Annotated in this window: 18 protein-coding genes and 4 pseudogenes; 8 read left to right on the plus strand and 14 right to left on the minus strand. The window is 70.4% G+C overall.

The genetic code is table 11. The features are described from left to right. Positions 1-147 precede the first annotated feature (147 nt). A pseudogene (locus SYNGFB01_RS13585) lies at positions 148-813 on the plus strand (J domain-containing protein); the annotation flags it as partial. Here the strand turns inward: SYNGFB01_RS13585 and SYNGFB01_RS00910 are convergent. The 3 genes and pseudogenes from SYNGFB01_RS00910 to SYNGFB01_RS00920 form a co-directional block, all read right to left on the minus strand. Beyond that, complete coding sequence (locus SYNGFB01_RS00910; protein WP_048016531.1) at positions 735-2,861, minus strand: polyribonucleotide nucleotidyltransferase; 2,127 nt, start codon at positions 2,859-2,861, stop codon at positions 735-737. The pseudogene SYNGFB01_RS13585 and the gene SYNGFB01_RS00910 sit on opposite strands and share 79 nt — an antisense overlap. A gap of 152 nt (positions 2,862-3,013) precedes the next feature. Next, positions 3,014-3,316 carry a 30S ribosomal protein S14 gene (gene rpsN, locus SYNGFB01_RS00915; protein WP_048016532.1) on the minus strand — a complete coding sequence of 101 codons (303 nt, stop codon included), beginning with the start codon at positions 3,314-3,316 and terminating at the stop codon, positions 3,014-3,016. A 58-nt stretch (positions 3,317-3,374) separates the two neighbouring features. Next, positions 3,375-3,836, minus strand: a pseudogene (locus SYNGFB01_RS00920) (site-2 protease family protein); the annotation flags it as partial. 246 nt (positions 3,837-4,082) lie between these two features. On the opposite strand from SYNGFB01_RS00920, the pseudogene SYNGFB01_RS00925 reads away from it, so the two are divergent. Beyond that, positions 4,083-4,753, plus strand: a pseudogene (locus SYNGFB01_RS00925) (J domain-containing protein). A 2-nt stretch (positions 4,754-4,755) separates the two neighbouring features. On the opposite strand, the gene ndhO reads toward SYNGFB01_RS00925, so the two are convergent. Next, the gene (gene ndhO / locus SYNGFB01_RS00930; protein ID WP_048016533.1) at positions 4,756-4,995 is read right to left on the minus strand and encodes an NAD(P)H-quinone oxidoreductase subunit O; all 240 of its coding nucleotides are present in this window, start codon (positions 4,993-4,995) and stop codon (positions 4,756-4,758) included. Between the two features lie 46 nt (positions 4,996-5,041). Between ndhO and SYNGFB01_RS00935 the strand changes: the two genes are divergently transcribed. After that, positions 5,042-5,977, plus strand: a complete 936-nt coding sequence (locus SYNGFB01_RS00935; protein ID WP_048016534.1) for a TIGR01777 family oxidoreductase — start codon at positions 5,042-5,044, stop codon at positions 5,975-5,977. On the opposite strand, the gene SYNGFB01_RS00940 is transcribed toward SYNGFB01_RS00935, so the two are convergent. From SYNGFB01_RS00940 to SYNGFB01_RS00955, 4 genes are all read right to left on the minus strand, one after another. Continuing rightward, positions 5,934-6,191, minus strand: a complete 258-nt coding sequence (locus tag SYNGFB01_RS00940) for a hypothetical protein (protein WP_048016535.1) — start codon at positions 6,189-6,191, stop codon at positions 5,934-5,936. The two genes, SYNGFB01_RS00935 and SYNGFB01_RS00940, sit on opposite strands and share 44 nt — an antisense overlap. Then, on the minus strand, positions 6,184-7,419 hold the full coding sequence (locus tag SYNGFB01_RS00945; protein ID WP_235299840.1) for a lipid-A-disaccharide synthase-related protein: 1,236 nt from the start codon (positions 7,417-7,419) through the stop codon (positions 6,184-6,186). The genes SYNGFB01_RS00940 and SYNGFB01_RS00945 overlap by 8 nt, the downstream gene beginning before the upstream one ends. Next, on the minus strand, positions 7,416-7,838 hold the full coding sequence (locus tag SYNGFB01_RS00950; RefSeq protein ID WP_048016537.1) for a hypothetical protein: 423 nt from the start codon (positions 7,836-7,838) through the stop codon (positions 7,416-7,418). The genes SYNGFB01_RS00945 and SYNGFB01_RS00950 overlap by 4 nt, the downstream gene beginning before the upstream one ends. 62 nt (positions 7,839-7,900) lie before the next feature. After that, positions 7,901-8,296 (minus strand): iron-sulfur cluster assembly accessory protein, encoded by a 396-nt coding sequence (locus SYNGFB01_RS00955; protein ID WP_048016538.1) that lies wholly within the window; start codon positions 8,294-8,296, stop codon positions 7,901-7,903. Between the two features lie 92 nt (positions 8,297-8,388). On the opposite strand from SYNGFB01_RS00955, the gene zds reads away from it, so the two are divergent. Genes zds through SYNGFB01_RS12225 form a run of 3 tightly spaced genes read left to right on the plus strand, consistent with a single transcriptional unit; the run spans position 8,389 to position 10,830 of the window. Further along, positions 8,389-9,882, plus strand: a complete 1,494-nt coding sequence (zds, locus tag SYNGFB01_RS00960; protein ID WP_048016561.1) for a 9,9'-di-cis-zeta-carotene desaturase — start codon at positions 8,389-8,391, stop codon at positions 9,880-9,882. An 8-nt stretch (positions 9,883-9,890) separates the two neighbouring features. Beyond that, complete coding sequence (locus tag SYNGFB01_RS00965) at positions 9,891-10,334, plus strand: SRPBCC family protein (protein WP_048016539.1); 444 nt, start codon at positions 9,891-9,893, stop codon at positions 10,332-10,334. Further along, entirely contained in the window at positions 10,294-10,830 is a 537-nt protein-coding gene (locus SYNGFB01_RS12225; protein ID WP_152669450.1) for a hypothetical protein, read from the plus strand. The genes SYNGFB01_RS00965 and SYNGFB01_RS12225 overlap by 41 nt, the downstream gene beginning before the upstream one ends. On the opposite strand, the gene SYNGFB01_RS13590 is transcribed toward SYNGFB01_RS12225, so the two are convergent. From SYNGFB01_RS13590 to SYNGFB01_RS00990, 5 genes and pseudogenes are all read right to left on the minus strand, one after another. Continuing rightward, entirely contained in the window at positions 10,793-11,629 is an 837-nt protein-coding gene (locus tag SYNGFB01_RS13590) for a uroporphyrinogen-III synthase (protein ID WP_082325788.1), read from the minus strand. The two genes, SYNGFB01_RS12225 and SYNGFB01_RS13590, sit on opposite strands and share 38 nt — an antisense overlap. 108 nt (positions 11,630-11,737) lie before the next feature. Further along, positions 11,738-12,847 (minus strand): annotated as a pseudogene (locus SYNGFB01_RS13595) (glycosyltransferase); the annotation flags it as partial. Continuing rightward, positions 12,786-14,462: a glycoside hydrolase family 3 N-terminal domain-containing protein gene (locus SYNGFB01_RS00980; RefSeq protein WP_048016540.1), complete on the minus strand. Its 1,677-nt coding sequence runs from the start codon at positions 14,460-14,462 to the stop codon at positions 12,786-12,788. The gene SYNGFB01_RS00980 and the pseudogene SYNGFB01_RS13595, both read right to left, overlap by 62 nt. Before the next feature lie 10 nt (positions 14,463-14,472). Then, on the minus strand, positions 14,473-14,886 hold the full coding sequence (gene rbfA / locus SYNGFB01_RS00985) for a 30S ribosome-binding factor RbfA (protein WP_048016541.1): 414 nt from the start codon (positions 14,884-14,886) through the stop codon (positions 14,473-14,475). Between the two features lie 2 nt (positions 14,887-14,888). Next, positions 14,889-15,095: a DUF751 family protein gene (locus SYNGFB01_RS00990; RefSeq protein ID WP_048016542.1), complete on the minus strand. Its 207-nt coding sequence runs from the start codon at positions 15,093-15,095 to the stop codon at positions 14,889-14,891. Between the two features lie 63 nt (positions 15,096-15,158). Between SYNGFB01_RS00990 and SYNGFB01_RS00995 the strand changes: the two genes are divergently transcribed. After that, on the plus strand, positions 15,159-15,899 hold the full coding sequence (locus SYNGFB01_RS00995; protein ID WP_048016543.1) for a glutathione S-transferase family protein: 741 nt from the start codon (positions 15,159-15,161) through the stop codon (positions 15,897-15,899). On the opposite strand, the gene SYNGFB01_RS01000 is transcribed toward SYNGFB01_RS00995, so the two are convergent. Next, positions 15,835-16,524 (minus strand): DUF6816 family protein, encoded by a 690-nt coding sequence (locus SYNGFB01_RS01000; protein WP_048016544.1) that lies wholly within the window; start codon positions 16,522-16,524, stop codon positions 15,835-15,837. The two genes, SYNGFB01_RS00995 and SYNGFB01_RS01000, sit on opposite strands and share 65 nt — an antisense overlap. On the opposite strand from SYNGFB01_RS01000, the gene SYNGFB01_RS01005 reads away from it, so the two are divergent. Continuing rightward, positions 16,523-16,786 (plus strand): chlororespiratory reduction protein 7, encoded by a 264-nt coding sequence (locus SYNGFB01_RS01005; RefSeq protein WP_048016545.1) that lies wholly within the window; start codon positions 16,523-16,525, stop codon positions 16,784-16,786. The genes SYNGFB01_RS01000 and SYNGFB01_RS01005 overlap by 2 nt on opposite strands.

Below are 16,786 nucleotides of genomic sequence, written 5' to 3' on the forward strand. Positions count from 1 at the left end.
GGTTACCTCACACATCACCAGCCTTCGTCCTCCACTTCTCATCCCCGTCCTCCCTCGACCCCGCTTCGGCCGGGGTTTTTCTTGGCCGTCATCCGCCTCGGCGCCCCGTAGGCTGCCAGCAGGCGCAGATGATGCGGGAGGCGGCCTCTGGCGGTTGACGATCCCTATGCCGTGCTGGGCGTCTCACGCCAGGCCACGGCCGCCGAGATCAAGGCGGCCTACCGCGCCCTGGTCAAGCGGCACCACCCCGATGCCGGTGGTGACGATCAGCGCATCCTGGCGCTCAATGCCGCCTGGGAGGTGCTCGGTGATGCCGAGAGCCGCCGGCGCTTCGACCGTCAGATCGGCCAGCCTCATGCCGCCGGCGCCCCGGCCTCGGCCGACGCCAGGGCCTCAGGCCAGTCGGAGCCGGTCAAGGCCAGTGAGCAGGAGCTCCTCGACTGGCTGCAGCAGGTTGTGGCCCCCATCGATCGCCTGCTCGGTCAGGTGATCAATCCCTTTCCCGCCGAACTCAGGGCCCTCGCCGCCGATCCCTACGACGATGAGTTGATGGAGCACTTCTGCGCCTTCCTGCAGAGCAGCCAGTCTCGCCTGGCTCGGGTGGAAACCCTCTACCGTTCCCATGCCTGCCCGGCGGGACTTGAGGCGTTCAGCCTTGATCTCTATCACTGCCTCAGCCTGGTGAAGGACGCTCTTACCGATCTGGAGCGCTACACCCTGGGCTACGTGGATTCCTATCTGCGCGATGGCCGCGAGCTGCTGCGCAAGGCACAGGCCCGCCGCCGRCKYCGGTTGTCGATCTCCCGCACCCGCACGGTCACCTCGTCGCCCACATTGACCACGTCCTCCACCTTCTCCACGCGCGCTTCCGAGAGCTGGGAGATGTGGATCATGCCCTCCTTGCCGGGGAGGATCTCCACGAAGGCGCCGATCGGGATCACGCGGGTCACGGCGCCCTTGAACACCTCGCCCTCCGACACGCGGCGGGTGAGGCCCTCGATGATGCGCTGGGCCTCCTCGGCAGCGGCGCCGTCGTGGCTGGCGATCGTCACCACACCGCCATCCTCGATGTCGATCTTGGTGTTGGTGCGCTCGGTGATGCCCTTGATCGTGCGGCCGCCGGGGCCGATCACGGTGCCGATCAGCTCCGGGTCGATGCGGAAGCTGAGCAGGCGCGGGGCGTGGGGGCTGAGGGTGTCGCGCGGCTTGTCGATCGCCTCGAGCATCTTCTCGAGGATGTGCAGCCGGGCGGGACGGGCCTGGTTGATCGCCTCGGCCACGGTCTTCACCGCCAGGCCGGTGATCTTCATGTCCATCTGCAGGGCGGTGATGCCCTTCTCGGTGCCGGCCACCTTGAAGTCCATGTCACCGAGGAAGTCTTCGATGCCCTGAATGTCGGTGAGGATGCGCACCTCGTCGCCCTCCTTGATCAGGCCCATGGCGGCGCCGCTCACCGGGGCCTTGAGGGGCACGCCGGCATCCATCAGCGCCAGGGTGCTGCCGCACACCGAGCCCATCGAGGTGGAGCCGTTGGAGCTGAGGCACTCCGACACCACCCGCAGCACGTAGGGGAAGGTCTCCTTGGGCGGCAGCACCGGCACCAGGGCCCGCTCCGCCAGGGCGCCGTGGCCGATTTCGCGGCGGCCGGGGCTGCGCATCGGCTTGGTTTCGCCGGTGGAGTAGGGCGGGAAGTTGTAGTGGTGCAGGTAGGTCTTTTCGGTCGACGGATTGAGGTCGTCCATCTCCTGGGCGTCGCTCGGGGTGCCGAGGGTGGCGCAGGAGAGCACCTGGGTGAGACCGCGCTGGAAGAGGCCCGAGCCGTGCACGCGGCGGGGCAGCACGCCGGCGGCGGCCTGGATCGGACGCACCTCATCGAGCTTGCGGCCGTCCACGCGCTTGCCGTCCTGCACGATCTGGGCGCGCATCAGCTTCTTGGTGAGCGCCTTGTAGCCGTTGGCCAGCGCCTTGCCGTTGGCGCTCACCGCCTGCTTCACCGGGTCGTCGTCCTTGAGGGCGGCGATCGCCTCGCTCACCCCGGCCTTGATGGCATCGAGCCTGGCGTCGCGCTCCGTCTTGGGCAGGCTGAACTGCTGCAGCACCTCGCCGATGGCAGCGGAGCACTGCTTCTCGAGGAAGGCGGGCAGGGTGGTGTCCTCCTGGAGGGGCTCGGGGATCACCGGCTCGACGCCGAGTTCCTTGAGCAGGGTCTGCTGGGCCTTGATCAGCTCACTCACCGCTTCGTAGCCGAAGTCGATGGCTTCGATCACATCCTGTTCGGGCAGCTGGTTGGCACCCGCCTCCACCATGATCACGCCGTCCGGCGTGCCGGCCACCACCAGGTCGAGGTCGGAGCGCTCGATCTCGCGGTAGCTGGGGTTGAGCACGAAGTCGTCGCCCAGCAGACCCACGCGCACCGCCGCCATCGGGCCGTGGAAGGGGATCTTCGCCAGCAGGGTGGCCATCGAGGCGCCGGTCACGGCGAGCACATCGGGCGGCACGCGCTCATCGAGCGACAGGCAGGTGGCCACGATCTGCAGGTCGTCGCGCATCCAGCCCGGGAACAGGGGCCGCATCGGCCGATCGATCAGGCGGGCGATCAAGGTGGCGCGCTCGGGCGGGCGGCTCTCGCGGCGCATGAAGCTGCCGGGGATGCGACCGGCGGCGTAGAGCCGCTCCTCGTAGTCGCAGATCAGGGGGAGGAAGTCGATGCCCTCGCGGGGGTTGGAGCGGGTGGCCGTCACCAGCACGGCGGTGTCGCCGCATTCGATCAGCACCGAACCGCCGGCCTGGGGGGCGAAGCGACCGCTGGTCAGCCGGATCTCCCGACCATCGAAGGAGATCGACTGCGTTTGTCCTTGCACTTGGGGCTTATTTCTCTTTGTCGGGGACCAGTCTCGCATCCGGGCTGCGAGACCGCTGGGCGGGCCCATCAAAAAGGCGCCCCGGGGGGCGCCTGCTGCCGCTGGCGGGGCGGCCTGGGTGGTGGTGGTGGTTGCCTGGTTGGGCGGCCGGCCTACCAGGACGACTTGACCACGCCGGGCAGCTCGCCCTTGTGGGCCCGCTCGCGCAGCTGGTTGCGGCAGAGGCCGAAATCGCGGTACACGCCGCGGGGCTTGCCGGTGGCCCAGCAGCGGTTGCGCACCCGGGTGGGGGCGCTGTTGCGGGGCAGGGCCTGGATGCGGCGGTGGATCTCCAGCCGCTCCATCGGATCGGCGGCGGCCTCGAAGGCGGCCTTGAGGGCGGCGCGCTTGGCGGCGAAGCGCTCCACCATCTTCTGGCGCTTCACGTCGCGCGCGATCATCGACTTCTTCGCCATGCGGCCTGGAGAGCGTTCGGGTCTGGAATCGCTGAGCTTAGCGCCTGAGGGGGCACGCTCACCGGCTGAGCAGCTGCTGCACGGCCGGCAGCTGGGAGGTGTCCTTCACGATCAGCACCACGCTGAGCCCCACCAGAAACACGAAGCCCGACTGCATGAAGGCCATCTGGAAGCGCTCCGGCAGGGGGCGGCCGCGCAGCCCCTCGATCAGCAGCAGCACGAACTGGCCGCCGTCGAGCAGGGGCAGCGGCAGGGCGTTGAGCACCGCCAGGTTGATCGAGATCAGGGCGGTGAACACGAACAGGCTGCCGCCGCCCTGCTGGGCCAGCGAGGCGCCCAGCTGCACGATCTTCACCGGACCGCTCACCTGGCCGGCGGTTTCGCCGAAGTGGGTGAGCAGGGTGGTGAAGCCGTCGACGGTGCGGCCCAGCAGCAGGGCGAAGTCGTGGTTGGCCTGGCGGATCGGCTCGAGCGGACCGCGGGCGGGCCGGAAGGCCTCGCGGCCGTTGGGCTGCAGCTCGNTGTTCTATATCCAGAACGACAACGGCTTCGACGACACCGTCGGCGGTCTGGTCAAGACCACCTTCAAGTTCTGATCCCAGGATCAGTCGGGCTGGTTACCTCACACATCACCAGCCCTTCGTCCTCCACTTCTCATCCCCGTCCTCCCTCGACCCGCTCGGCCGGGTTTTTCTTGGCCGTCATCCGCCTCGGCGCCCGTAGGCTGCCAGCAGGCGCAGATGATGCGGGAGGGCGCCTCTGGCGGTTGACGGATCCCCTATGCCGTGCTGGGGCGTCTCACGCCCAGGCCACGGCCGCCGAGATCAAGGCGGCCTACCGCGCCCTGGTCAAGCGGCACCACCCCGATGCCGGTGGTGACGATCAGCGCATCCTGGCGCTCAATGCCGCCTGGGAGGTGCTCGGTGATGCCGAGAGCCGCCGGCGCTTCGACCGTCAGATCGGCCAGCCTCATGCCGCCGGCGCCCCGGCCTCGGCCGACGCCAGGGCCTCAGGCCAGTCGGAGCCGGTCAAGGCCAGTGAGCAGGAGCTCCTCGACTGGCTGCAGCAGGTTGTGGCCCCCATCGATCGCCTGCTCGGTCAGGTGATCAATCCCTTTCCCGCCGAACTCAGGGCCCTCGCCGCCGATCCCTACGACGATGAGTTGATGGAGCACTTCTGCGCCTTCCTGCAGAGCAGCCAGTCTCGCCTGGCTCGGGTGGAAACCCTCTACCGTTCCCATGCCTGCCCGGCGGGACTTGAGGCGTTCAGCTTGATCTCTATCACTGCCTCAGCCTGGTGAAGGACGCTCTTACCGATCTGGAGCGCTACACCCTGGGCTACGTGGATTCCTATCTGCGCGATGGCCGCGAGCTGCTGCGCAAGGCACAGGCCCGCCGCCGCCAACTTCAGTCCGAATCCCGCCAGCTGCGCCGCTGAGCTCAGCCCGGGAAGGGTTCGAGCTGATCCAGCCGCAGCCACACATCGGGAACCGGCCGCCGCCAGCGCAGCTGGGCGTAGGCGCCCTGCACCGCCAGGATCTCGCCGGGGCCCTCGAAGATGTAGGCGGGCGCTTCGCTGTCGCTGGCGCGGGCCTCGAGGCTGCTGCGGTAGGCATCGCGATTCACTCGCACCAGGGCGCCCTTCTTGAACGTTGCGGGGGCGGTGGTTTCGGCGGCCATCACTGCACGGCGGATAGCCTGAAGGTTAGGTGCTGCCTGCCGCCAGATGCGCTTGCTGTTGCTGGGCTGCTCGGGCTTCGTGGGACGTGAGCTGGTGCCCTATCTGCTCGAGCTGGGCCATGAGCTCACCCTCGTCAGCCGGCGGCAGCAGCCCTTCCCCCAGCTCACCGGTGAGCGCTTCAGCAGCCTGCAGCTCGATCCGGCCGACCCGGCCAGCTGGCAGCACGACCGGCTCGATGCCGCCCTTGCCCGCGCCGAAGGGGTGGTGAACCTGGCCGGTGAGCCGATCGCCGATCAGCGCTGGACTGCGGCCCACCGCCAACGGCTGTTCGACAGCCGCGTGCGTACCACGGAGTTGCTCGTGGCAGCCATGACCAGGTTGGAGCAGCCGCCCGGGGTGCTGGTGAGCGGTTCGGCGGTGGGCTACTACGGCACCAGCCTCGAGGCCCGTTTCACCGAGGCGAGCGGTCCCGGGGCTGATGTTCTGGCGGAGATCTGCCGGGCCTGGGAGGGGGCTGCCCGTGGGGTGCCCGCCGCCTGCCGTCTGGTGATCCTGCGCATCGGCATCGTGCTCGGTCCTGATGGCGGCGCCCTGGGCCGGATGCTGCCGGTGTTCCGCATGGGCTTCGGAGGGCCTGTGGGTTCGGGTCGCCAGTGGATGAGCTGGATTCATCGCCACGACCTCTGCCGCCTGATCGCCGCGGCCCTGGAGGACCCGGCCTACAGCGGCGTCTACAACGCCGTGGCGCCGCACCCCACCACCATGGCCCGCTTCGCCGGCGACCTCGGCAAGGCACTGGGCCGCCCGAGCCTGCTGCCGGTGCCGGCGCCGCTCCTGCAGTTGCTGCTCGGGGATGGGGCCCAGGTGGTGCTGGAAGGGCAGCAGGTGCTGCCGGAGCGGCTCCAGGCCCAGGGTTTCGGATTTCAGTATCCCGAGCTCAGCGCTGCCCTCGCCGCTGCCACCAGCCCAGCAGCCCCGTGAGCAGCGCCGCTCCCATCAGCAGCCCGATCGCCGGGGTGAACAGCGGCTCCCAGAGCTCCTGAAACAGATCCAGCGGCGCTTCGATGTGCTGGCTGTGCAGGGCGATCGCCACGCCGAACCACAGGGCCCCTGCCATCACCACGAACACATCCATCACCAGAAGGGCATCCACGGCGGCCTTGACCCGGGCCAGGGGGGAAGGGGAATCAGCCATTGCCTTGCGCCAGCAGCGCCATGATCGCCTCCGCCTGGCGCTGGCTGGCACCGGTCGGTCCCAGCCGCTCCCGGGCGATGCTCTGGAGCCGCTGCTGCAGATCACCGGCCCGCTGCGGCTCGGTCAGCTCGGCGAGGCGTTCCTGGATCAGCGCCAGGCTCCCGGCCCGCTGCTCGCGGCTTCCCGGCCGCCCGGCTGCACAGCCCACGGCCGGCCCGAGCAGCCGCCGCTGGGCCTCGGCGAAACGTGCCGTGAACTGGGGGCCACCGCCCACGATCTGCACCACCGGAAGGGCCAGGGCCACGGCCTGCTCGGTGGCGGTTCCGGCCGCCGCCAGAACCAGGTCGGCATCGCTCAGCCAGGCCCCGAACCGATCCCAGCCCAGCTGCAGCAGCAGGCCACCGCAGCGCAGTCGATCGCTCCCCTCCCGCTGCCAGCCGTCGGGCAGATCGAGCTTGTCCAGCTGCGGCGCTCCAAGCGCCTCAACCAGGGCCGCCCTCCAGCCGATCCCTGCCTCGGCCCGCAGCTCCGCCGGCAGCGCGGCCAGCATCGTGAGCATCAGGCGCAGGTTGCGGCCTGCCTCCGGCATCCGGCTGCCCGGCAGCAGCAGCACCTGGATGCCATGCCCTTCACCCCGGCCGCCGGGCTGAGCCGGCTGCCGAGCCCTCCCCAGACCATCCACGAACGGATTGCCCAGGAACTGCACCGGTCGTCCCAGCTGAACGCTCAGGTCTGCGGCGGTGAGGGGATCGCGGCTCCAGATCGCCCGGATCCGCGGGCGGCGCAACAGCCAGCCACAGGGCCAGGGCAGCCGCAGCCGTCCTTCGTAGTAGCTGGAGTAGGCCACCAGATAGACCGCCCCAGGCCTGCCGCTCAGCCAGCAGGCCAGGACCGCCAGCACGTCCCCCACACCGATCACCAGCCGGTAGCGCTGTCGCAGCCGCCACAGCAGTCCAAGGCGGGCGAGCACATAGAACAGCTGGCCTTCCAGCAGGTCGGTGAGCCGGCCTGCAAGGCTCACGTAGCCCATGCCGCCCGTGCTGCCCTGGCGGGTGCGGCCGAGCACGGCGATGCCCGCGCGGCGGTAGGCCGTGCCGTGGCCCACCAGCGGCAGAGCCTCCACCAGCAGCCCCCTGGCGGCGAGGGCGCTGGCCAGCCTGGCGCCGCTCAGGTCCTCGCCATGGCCATTGCTGACCAGCAGGACCTTGCCGACCTCAGGGCGCTTCAACCCTCCAGCCAGGCCTTCACCTTGCGGATCGCCGTCCATTCCGGCCGCCGCTCCAGGCCGTCGGCCAGCGACTGGTTCAGCTCGGCAGCCAGCTCGGGAGCCATCGCCATCACCCGCTGCACGATCTCGATGTGCTCCCGCACCCCCTTCGTGTCGGTCTCCAGCATCGCCAGGCTGAGGTTCATCCGGGCCTGGGGATCCTGGGGATTCAGCTTCACCGCGGTGCGGGCGGAGCGCAGGGCCTCGAGCGGCTGGTCGTTGAGCAGCTGCAGCCAGGCCAGGCAGGTCCAGCCTGCCGAAAGCGANGGGCTCTGGCGGGTGATCGCCTGAAAATCCTCGATCAGTTCGCCCACCGGTGCCCCCTGCTGATAGCGCTGGAGGGCCTGATCGAACAGGGATGTCTCTGCGGTGGTGCTCATGGCANGGGGCAGCGGCCGATTGCTGCCATCAGATTGCCACCCGGAGCATCAGCGCCTGGAGCTCAGACCGCGAAGGAGCTGCCGCAGCCGCAGGTCTGGGTGGCGTTGGGGTTGGTGAAGTTGAAGCCGCCGCCGATCAGGGCGGTGGAGAAATCCAGCTGCATGCCATAGATGTAGAGGAGGCTCTTCGGGTCGCACACCACCTCGAAGCTGGGGGCATCGGCAGGCTCGTAGGTGTAGCGCTCGTCATCGCCGCGGATCTCGCCGGCGCTGATGAAGTCCATCGTGTAGCTCATGCCGCTGCAGCCGCCCGAGCGCACCCCCACCCGCAGCACCCTGCCCTCACCCTGCTGCTGCATCAGGGCGGCGAGTTGCTTCATCGCCGGCTCGGTGATCTGGATGCCCTTGCCATCACGGGCCGTGAAGGTGGCCTGGGGTGCGGCTGTCTCGGTCGACATGGGAGCTGGCCCGATGCTTGGCAGGAACTGTAGGCAGCTTCAGCCGGGTGCTGTCGCTCCATAGAGTCGCCCCACGTTTGCACGGAGAGCGGGTGCGCGTCGCCATCGTGGGTGCGGGGCTGGCCGGTCTGGCGGCGGCGGTGGATCTGGTGGAGGCGGGCCACCAGGTGGACCTCTACGAGGCCAGGCCGTTCATGGGCGGCAAGGTGGGCAGCTGGGTCGACGAGGCCGGCAACCACATCGAGATGGGGCTGCACGTCTTCTTCTTCAACTACGCCAACCTCTTCGCCCTGCTGCGCAAGGTGGGCGCGATCGACAACCTGCTCCCCAAGCAGCACACCCATCTGTTCGTGAACAGGGGCGGTGACCTGCGCGAGCTGGATTTCCGCTTCGCCCTCGGCGCCCCCTTCAACGGCCTCAAGGCCTTCTTCACCACACCCCAGCTCGACTGGATCGACAAGCTGCGCAACGCCCTGGCCCTCGGCACCAGTCCGATCGTGCGCGGCCTGGTGGATTACGANGGCGCCATGCGCACGATCCGCGACCTCGACCGGATCAGCTTCCAGCAGTGGTTCCTCGGCCACGGCNGCAGCGAGCAGAGCATCCAGCGGATGTGGAACCCGATCGCCTACGCGCTCGGCTTCATCGACTGCGAGGCGATCTCGGCCCGCTGCATGCTCACCATCTTCATGATGTTCGCGGCCAAGACCGAGGCCTCCAAGCTCAACCTGCTCAAGGGCTCGCCGCACCGCTGGCTCACCGGCCCGATCCTCGAGCACATCCAGCAGCACGGCGGCAAGCTGCATCTGCGCCACCGCGTCACCGAGGTGCTGTTCGAGGAGGGCGCCACCGCTGCTGATGGCCAGCCCAGCACCCAGGTGAGTGGCCTCAAGCTCGGCACTCCCGATGGCGACATCACCGTGCAGGCCGATGTCTACCTGGCCGCCTGTGATGTGCCCGGCATCCAGCGCATGATCCCGGCGGCCTGGCGCCGCTGGNCCCTGTTCGAGAACATCTACAAGCTCGAGGCCGTGCCGGTGGCCACCGTGCAGCTCCGCTACGACGGCTGGGTCACCGAGCTGGGCGACACCCCGGCCGCCGCCGCCGCCCGCGCCGACGTCAACCAGCCCACCGGCCTCGACAACCTGCTCTACACCGCCGACGCCGACTTCAGCTGCTTCGCCGACCTGGCCCTGGCCAGCCCGGTGGACTACCGCAGGGAGGGGCTGGGCTCGCTGCTGCAGTGCGTGCTGACCCCCGGCGATCCCTGGATCCCGAAGAAGACCGAGGAGATCGTGGCCCATGCCGATGCCCAGGTGCGGGAGCTCTTCCCCTCCGCACGGGATCTCAGGCTGGTCTGGAGCAACGTGGTGAAGCTGGCGCAGTCGCTTTACCGCGAGGCGCCGGGCATGGAGCCTTACCGGCCCGATCAGCGCACGCCGGTGACCAACTTCTATCTGGCCGGCAGCTACACCCGCCAGGACTACATCGATTCGATGGAGGGGGCCACCATGAGTGGCCGCCTCGCCGCTGCTGCCATTCTGGGCAGACCGGCCCAGCTGGCCGGCAACGCCGCCACCGCCTGAGGATCGCCATGGGCCGTTGGCTCGAGCACAGCGTGACCACCGAGATCGCCGCTCCCGTGGACCGGGTGTGGGAGGTGTGGAGCGATCTGGAGGCGATGCCGAAATGGATGCGCTGGATCGAGTCGGTGGTCACCGAGCCGGACGACCCCGATCTCACCGACTGGACCCTGGCGGCCCAGGGTTTCCGCTTCCACTGGAAGGCGCGCATCACCCAGCGCGTGGAGGCCCAGCAGCTGCACTGGGAATCGGTGGGAGGACTTCCCACCAAGGGTGCGGTGCGCTTTTATCCGCAGGGACCGCAGCGCACCGCCGTCAAGCTCAGCGTCAGTTATGAACTGCCCGGGGTCTTGGCACCGCTCATGGAGCCGAGCATCCTGGGGGGCATCGTGACGAAGGAGCTTCAATCCAACCTTGACCGCTTCCGTGATCTGGTCGAAACCCGCCGTACCTGAGCTCTGGCGCCGGGCCTCCACCATGGTCCTGGTGTTCCTGCTTGGCGGCTGCGGCACAGGCTCGATGAACCTTCCCGAGGTCTCCCTGCCTGGCAAGAAGGCTCCCGGACCCCCGCCTGCCCCGGGTCGCAGCGCCGCGGAGCCGCTCTCTCCCCCGGATCTCACGCCGATGCCCTCGGCCGGTCAGGTCGCCAGCGCCGTGCCGGTGGGACGCTCCGACCCGTTCCTGCCCCTCGGTGCCAACACCGGCACCGCTCAGCAACAGGCCCCCATGGTCCTGCCGGAGGGCTTCATCTTCCAGGGGGTCCTGCTCGCCGGAGGCGTGCCCCAGGCTCTGGTGCAGTTCGGTGGCGAGAGTGGCGCGGTCCGGCCGGGCGATCGTGGCGGGCCCGCCAACCCGCTGCTGCCGCCGGGCTGGACAGTGGCGGCGATCGATGTGGCGAAGGGCCGTCTCACCCTCACCCAGGACGGCCAGAGGCTGGTGGTCGATCTCTGAGGGCGCGGACGCAGGCCGACACCAGGCCCGCCAGGTCGTGGGGGTCCGCTTCCGCATCCACCCGCCCCAGCACCGCCCGGCAACGCTCGCTGGTCTGAGGGCCGATCGAGATGATCGCCGGGCCCGACAGCTGCCGCCGCCAGTCCTCCCCGAATGCCGCTTCCAGCAGTCTCGCCGTGTGGCTCACCGTCTTGCCGCTGCTGAACGTGATGGCATCGAGCTCGCCGTGGAGTAGAGCGGCCACCGCGGCGCTGGGCAGCGACTCCGGGCAGCGGGTTTCGTAGGCGGCCACCTCCACCACCCGGGAGCCGGCCTTGGCGAAGGCCTCGGCCAGCACGCTGCGCCCACCGCTCTGCACCCGCGGCAGCAGCAGCCGCAGGCCCCAGCCCGAGACCGGGAAATGCTCGATCAGGCTCTCGGCCACGAAGGCCGGAGGCACGAAGTCGGCCGGGGCGCCCAGCTCCTCCAGCAGGGCGGCCGTCCGGCGGCCCACCGCTGCGATCCTGAGGCTGCGTGGTCGTGCCGCCAGGCTGGTGCCAAGCCGTTGCAGCCGCTGCTGCACGGCTTCCACCCCGTTGGCGCTGGAGAACACCAGCCAGTGGAAGCTGTCCAGCTCCTCGAGGGCATCGTCGAGCGGGCCCCAGTCATCCGGTGGGGTCACCACCAGTGCCGGCAGATCCACCACAGCGGCACCCTGGGCGGTGAACAGCCGGTGGGCTTCCCCCAGCTGGGTCTCGGCGCGCGTCACACCGATGCGGCGGCCCTGCAGGGAGCGTGCGGCAGCTGCTTGAAGGGCCATGGGCGATCCTGCTGTGGCGTCAGCCTCCAGTTTCACCAGCCCGCCGGCGCGGCGACGCAGCTCGGCGGCCTCCTCGCCGCGCCCCTGCTCGGCCAGCAGGGCGATGGCGCGGCCAAAACACGCCCGCGCCCCCACGATGTCGCCGCTCAGCAGTAGAGCGGCCGCCAGGTTCCGGTGGGCCTCGGCATGGTCGGGCTCCAGGGCCAGCGCCTGGCGGTAGGCGGCGATCGCCGCCTCCAGGCGGCCCCGCTGCCGCTCGATCACGCCGCGGTTGAACCAGCCGACGGCCAGTTCCGGAGCGGCGGCGGTCGCGGCAGCGGCCTGTTCAGCGGCTTCGCTGTGCTGCCCCAGCTCCAGCAGCAGGGCGGCGAGGTTGAGCCTGGCCGCCAGCGTGAGCCGTGGCGGCAGCGGCAGAGCGAGGGCCTGCCGGTAGAGATCCATGGCGCGCCCGGGTTGCTCCGGCGTCACCGCCATCGCCAGATGCAGCAGCAGCTCATAGCGCTCGGCACCGTCGGCGCTCACCAGGCCGCGCTCCAGCAGGGTGATGGCACGGGCGCGGTGGCCCTCGCTCAGCTCCAGGCCTCCCAGCTTGGCGCAGCTGTAGGCATCGTCCGGCCTGGCCGCCAGATCGGCTTCCATGGCCGCGCGCAGGCGATCCGCCTTGTCGCTCTCGGCCAGCAGCTCCGGCCGGTAGCCGTCGTGCAGCAGGGCCGGCACTCCACAGTCCGCCACCCGCCAGTGGGGTTCGCGCTGCAGCAGGGCGGACACGCTGTCGTCGACCATGGCGTGGTAGCGCCGACTCCAGCGGATCGACGGGTGGCGCCGGAACAGGCGGCTCACATTCGAGTAGGGCGACTGGCGGGCTCCGAGTTCACGCCGCAGCAGGTTGATCAGCAGCAGATCGGGCTCGGCCATGAGCGTCCGCAGCGGTGTCCGCGCTTCCGGGCAGAGGCGCTCATCGGCGTCGAGCACCAGAACCCACTCGCCTCGCACCAGGCCGAGGGCGTGGTTCCGAGCCGGAGCGAAGTCACCGGGCCAGTCGATGTGGTGCACCGTGGCACCGCAGCGCTCGGCGATCGTCACGGTGGCATCGCTGGAGCCGGTGTCGACGACCACCATCTCATCCACGAAGCCGGCCACCGAGGCCAGGCACGCCTCAAGTCGCTGGGCCTCGTTGCGCACCACCATCGACAGGCTGAGCATCCGGGGCGGATCCATCAGTCGGTGAATCCCCCTGCCCCGGCGCCGGGGCCAGCCCCAGGCTCTCCAGCACCGTGCGCTGGGCGGCCGGCATCTGGCCCGGGCTGTAGGCCGCCGGGAGACGGTCGGGCAGCAGTTGCCGCAGCTCCTCCCAGAGATAGGGGCTGCCGTAGACCGCCAGGCCTGCCAGCCGATCGGCCGCCAGCAGCTGCTGCACCGCCGCGGCCCACGGCTCGCCCCCGCCGGCGCTGCCCCGGAATGGATTGCCGCGGATGAACAGCTGCAGGAGCACCGGTCCCGCCCCCAGCCGCTCCAGAGCCAGGGGGGTCTGCTGATCGCCGCTCCATGGGGAGGGGCCGTGCCGATCCAGCAGGCAGGGGCTGAAGCCCCTGCGCCACGGCATCGCCAGGGCCGGCGCGTCGGCCGGCAGAAACGGTGCCGACAGGCAGTCGTCGAGGCGGATCAGGTTGAGGCCCGTCGCCGTCGCGCGGTCGGCCCCGCCCGGCAGCTGGCCTCCCCGGCGTTCCAGGCTGGCGCGCAGCAGCGCCGCGATCAGATCGGTGTCGGGCTGGGCCGCAGCGAGAGGGTCGGGTTGTACGGGATCGGCGGCGAGCACGGCCAGGGCCTGGTTGCGGCGATCGGCCGAGCGCTCCAACTCGCTCCGGCTGAGCCTGCCCGACGCCACCGCAGCCGCGATCGCCGCCAGGGCGGCGCTGGCGTCGGCCGGCATGAGCACCAGATCGGCGCCGGCCTCCAGGGCCAGCACGGCGGCCTCACCGGCGCCGTAGCGCCCGGCGATCGCCTCCATCACCAGCGCATCGGTCACCACCAGACCCTCGAAGCCCAGCTCGCTGCGCAGCAGCTGGCGCAGCACGGCGCCGGAGAGGGTGGCGGGTCTTTCCGGATCCAGCGCCGGCAGCATCAGATGGGCCGTCATCACACTGCTCACGCCGGCGGCGATCGCGGCCGCAAAGGGCGGCAGCTCCACCGCCTCCAGACGGCTGCGGCTGTGGGGCAGCACCGGCAGTTCCAGATGGGAGTCGCTGCTGGTGTCGCCATGGCCGGGGAAGTGCTTGGCGCAGGTCAGCACCCCGGTGGCCCGGGCGCCACGGATGAAAGCCGTCGCCAGGGCGGCTGCGGCGGCAGGCTCTTCGGCAAAGGCCCGCACGTTGATCACCGGGTTGGCCGGGTTGTTGTTCACATCACAGACCGGCGCCAGCAGCCAGTTGAGCCCGAGGCGGCGGGCGTCGCGGCCGCAGCAGCGGCCGTAGCGCTGCGCCAGATCCAGGGCCTGGCCGGGGTCGTGGCGATACAGGCGGCCCAGGGCCAGGGGCGGCACCAGCCAGCTGGCTCCTTCGAACCGCTGTCCCACCCCCTCCTCCACGTCGGCGCAGAGCAGCAGGGGCCGAGCGGCCCAGTCCTGCAGCTGCCGGCAGCGCAGGGCCACCTCGGCGGCGCTGCCTCCGAGCAGGATCACGCCTCCCAGCCCCTGCTCCAGCAGCATCCGGAGCTCCCCGTTGGGCAGTTCCCAGCGGGGGTAGCGGCGCTGGTGATCGGCCAGGAAGCCGCTGGCCCGCACCACGAGCAGGCTGGCGATCAGCCGGTGAAGCGGGAGGTCGCTGGGGGTGCTCACGCCGCGGGGCTCAGCTCGGTGGGCGGTCGTCGGGCCCGTCGGCTGCCGCTGGCCGGGCCTCGCGCTCGTGGCGCTCGCTCTCCAGCCGGTTGAGCAGGCTGAGCACCGCCGTGCCCTGCTCCAGGCCGCGGTCCAGCACAAACACCAGTTCGGGCGTGCGGCGCAGCTTCAGGCGGCGGCCCAGCTCGCCCTTCACGTAGGGCGTGGCCGATTTCAGTCCGGCCAGGGCCTGCTGACGCCGGGTCTCATCGCCATAGACACTCACATGGATGCGGCAGTGCTGCAGATCACCGGCCACATCCACGCCGGTCACGCTCACCAGACCCTGGCCGACGCGCTCATCCTTGATGCCGCTCAGCAGCAGGTCGCTCACCTCGCGGCGGATCAGTGAGGCCACCCGTTCCACCCGTCGACCCTGGGCCATCCCTATGCCACCGGCGCTGGGCTCACCATCGCACGCAGCACCAGCGCCAGGCTCAGCAGGCCACTGACGCCCGCCCCGATCAGGGCCACCGCCGTGACCGGATTGCGGCCCCGGGCCAGCACCGGCTCCAGCACCGAGTTGGCCACCCCCAGACCGAAGGCGATCAGATACCGCGGGTAGCGGGTCACGTTGAGGAGGAAGTCCTTCATTGCCCGATTCGGAACGCCGTCTCGCCGTGCTGGCTACTCTGCCGCCTGGCACCCTCCAGCGGCATGCAACTGCACCAGTTCCGCCATTCGGCCTTCTGCGAGAAGGTCCGGCTCGTCCTGGCGGCCAAGGGGCTCAGCTACGACGTGGTGGAGGTGATGCCCGGCGTGGGCCAGCTGGAACTGTTCCGCCTCTCCGGTCAGCGGCAGGTGCCCGTGCTCGTGGATGGCGGTGAGGTGGTGGCCGACTCCACCGCCATCGCCCTGCATCTGGAGCGCCTTCACCCCGAACCGGCGCTGCTGCCGCAGGACCCCGCGCAGCGGGCCCGCGTGCTGCTGCTCGAGGACTGGGCCGATACGGCCCTGGCCTGCCGCTGCCGCCAGGCCCTGCTGCAGGCGGCCACGGCCGATTCGGTGTTGCGTGCCGCGCTCCTGCCCGAGGCCACGCCGGCGCTGCTGCGCCAGCTGGTGGGCAGCCTGCCGGGAGGGTTGATGGCCGGTCTGGGCGACGCCATGGAGGGCTTGCTGGGGTCCCGTGATCAGGATCTGCTGCAGGCCCAGCTGGAGCAGCTGACGGTGCTGGTGACGGCCGGCCCCTATCTGGTGGGCGATCAGCTCAGCCTCGCCGATCTGGCCGTGGCGGCCCAGCTCTCGCTGCTCAGGTTTCCTGCCGGCAGCGGCGCTCCCCTGGCCGGCCGCGGCGTCAGCGGCATCGCCGACAACCCCCTGCTCGAGCCTCTGTTCAGCTGGCGCGATCACCTGGTGGCGCGGCTGGCGCCGCCGGCCGAGGCTCCAGCCGCAGGCTGAGCCGACTGCTGCCGAGCACCGTTCTGCCGAGAGCTGGGCCGCCTCCCGGCGGATCGAAGCGGGCCTGCCACTGCGTGGCCTGGATCGAACCATCGGGCCGGAGTTCATACCGACTCAGCGTCTCAACCTCGCTGAGCCGTGGTGGCCCGGCACGATGCAGCACCTGCAGGCTTCGTTCATCGGCCAGAAACAGGTCGTCGGCCGGGTGCTCGCTGCGGCGGCCCGTCACCGTCGACTCCAGCTGCTGATCGCCGGCCAGCAGAGCGATCTGCCGGTTCGGGTTGGATGGATCGTCGGTGACCCCCAGCAGCGCGTTGCCCAGCGCGGCCCGACCCACCGCCGCGGCGTTGAAGGCGCGATCCCCCACCACCGTGCCATCGGCCCGACGCCGGAAGCGCACCGGGTAGCGGAGGCCATCGCTGCTCTCGGCCAGCCACTCGCCGGCGAACCACACGGGATAGGTCAGATCCTCTCGGCCCGGACGCCGCAGCGCTGCCGGCCTGCTCCAGCCGGGCCACTGGTCCAGCCGGGTCTCCAGCGGGCTTGGGGTCGGGCCGGCCAGGGCCTGGGCGGCCGGCAGCCACACCACCAGCGCCAGGATGACGGCGAGAAGCGGCTGGCCCATGTCTGATCCCCTGATGCGGGAGCTCGATCATTACGTGGTGCTGGAGCCCGGCATCGCCGAGCGGATCCTCACCGCCGCCGAAACGCGTGCCTGGCTGGCCAGCCATCTGGCGGCTCTGACCGAGCCGCCTGCGGATCTGGTGGGCATCCCGGGCTGCGATCTCCAGGCGGAACGGCTGCTGGAGACGGCCTGTGAACTGGAGCTGGAGCCAGGCCGGGCGATCCAGTGGTTCGCCGTGCGGCTCGAGCCGCCGGGAGGCTGA

The sequence above is a fragment of the Synechococcus sp. GFB01 genome (assembly GCF_001039265.1).
In the GTDB taxonomy this organism is placed as follows: Bacteria; Cyanobacteriota; Cyanobacteriia; order PCC-6307; family Cyanobiaceae; genus NIES-981.

Coding starts and splice junctions, on each gene's coding strand:
- rpsN (WP_048016532.1), bottom strand. CDS start 3,316: ATGGCGAAGAAGTCGATGATCGCGCGCGACGTGAAGCGCCAGAAGATG.
- ndhO (WP_048016533.1), bottom strand. CDS start 4,995: ATGGCCGCCGAAACCACCGCCCCCGCAACGTTCAAGAAGGGCGCCCTG.
- SYNGFB01_RS00935 (WP_048016534.1), top strand. CDS start 5,042: ATGCGCTTGCTGTTGCTGGGCTGCTCGGGCTTCGTGGGACGTGAGCTG.
- SYNGFB01_RS00940 (WP_048016535.1), bottom strand. CDS start 6,191: ATGGCTGATTCCCCTTCCCCCCTGGCCCGGGTCAAGGCCGCCGTGGAT.
- SYNGFB01_RS00955 (WP_048016538.1), bottom strand. CDS start 8,296: ATGTCGACCGAGACAGCCGCACCCCAGGCCACCTTCACGGCCCGTGAT.
- SYNGFB01_RS00965 (WP_048016539.1), top strand. CDS start 9,891: ATGGGCCGTTGGCTCGAGCACAGCGTGACCACCGAGATCGCCGCTCCC.
- SYNGFB01_RS13590 (WP_082325788.1), bottom strand. CDS start 11,629: ATGGCCCTTCAAGCAGCTGCCGCACGCTCCCTGCAGGGCCGCCGCATC.
- rbfA (WP_048016541.1), bottom strand. CDS start 14,886: ATGGCCCAGGGTCGACGGGTGGAACGGGTGGCCTCACTGATCCGCCGC.
- SYNGFB01_RS00990 (WP_048016542.1), bottom strand. CDS start 15,095: ATGAAGGACTTCCTCCTCAACGTGACCCGCTACCCGCGGTATCTGATC.
- SYNGFB01_RS00995 (WP_048016543.1), top strand. CDS start 15,159: ATGCAACTGCACCAGTTCCGCCATTCGGCCTTCTGCGAGAAGGTCCGG.
- SYNGFB01_RS01005 (WP_048016545.1), top strand. CDS start 16,523: ATGTCTGATCCCCTGATGCGGGAGCTCGATCATTACGTGGTGCTGGAG.
- SYNGFB01_RS01000 (WP_048016544.1), bottom strand. CDS start 16,524: ATGGGCCAGCCGCTTCTCGCCGTCATCCTGGCGCTGGTGGTGTGGCTG.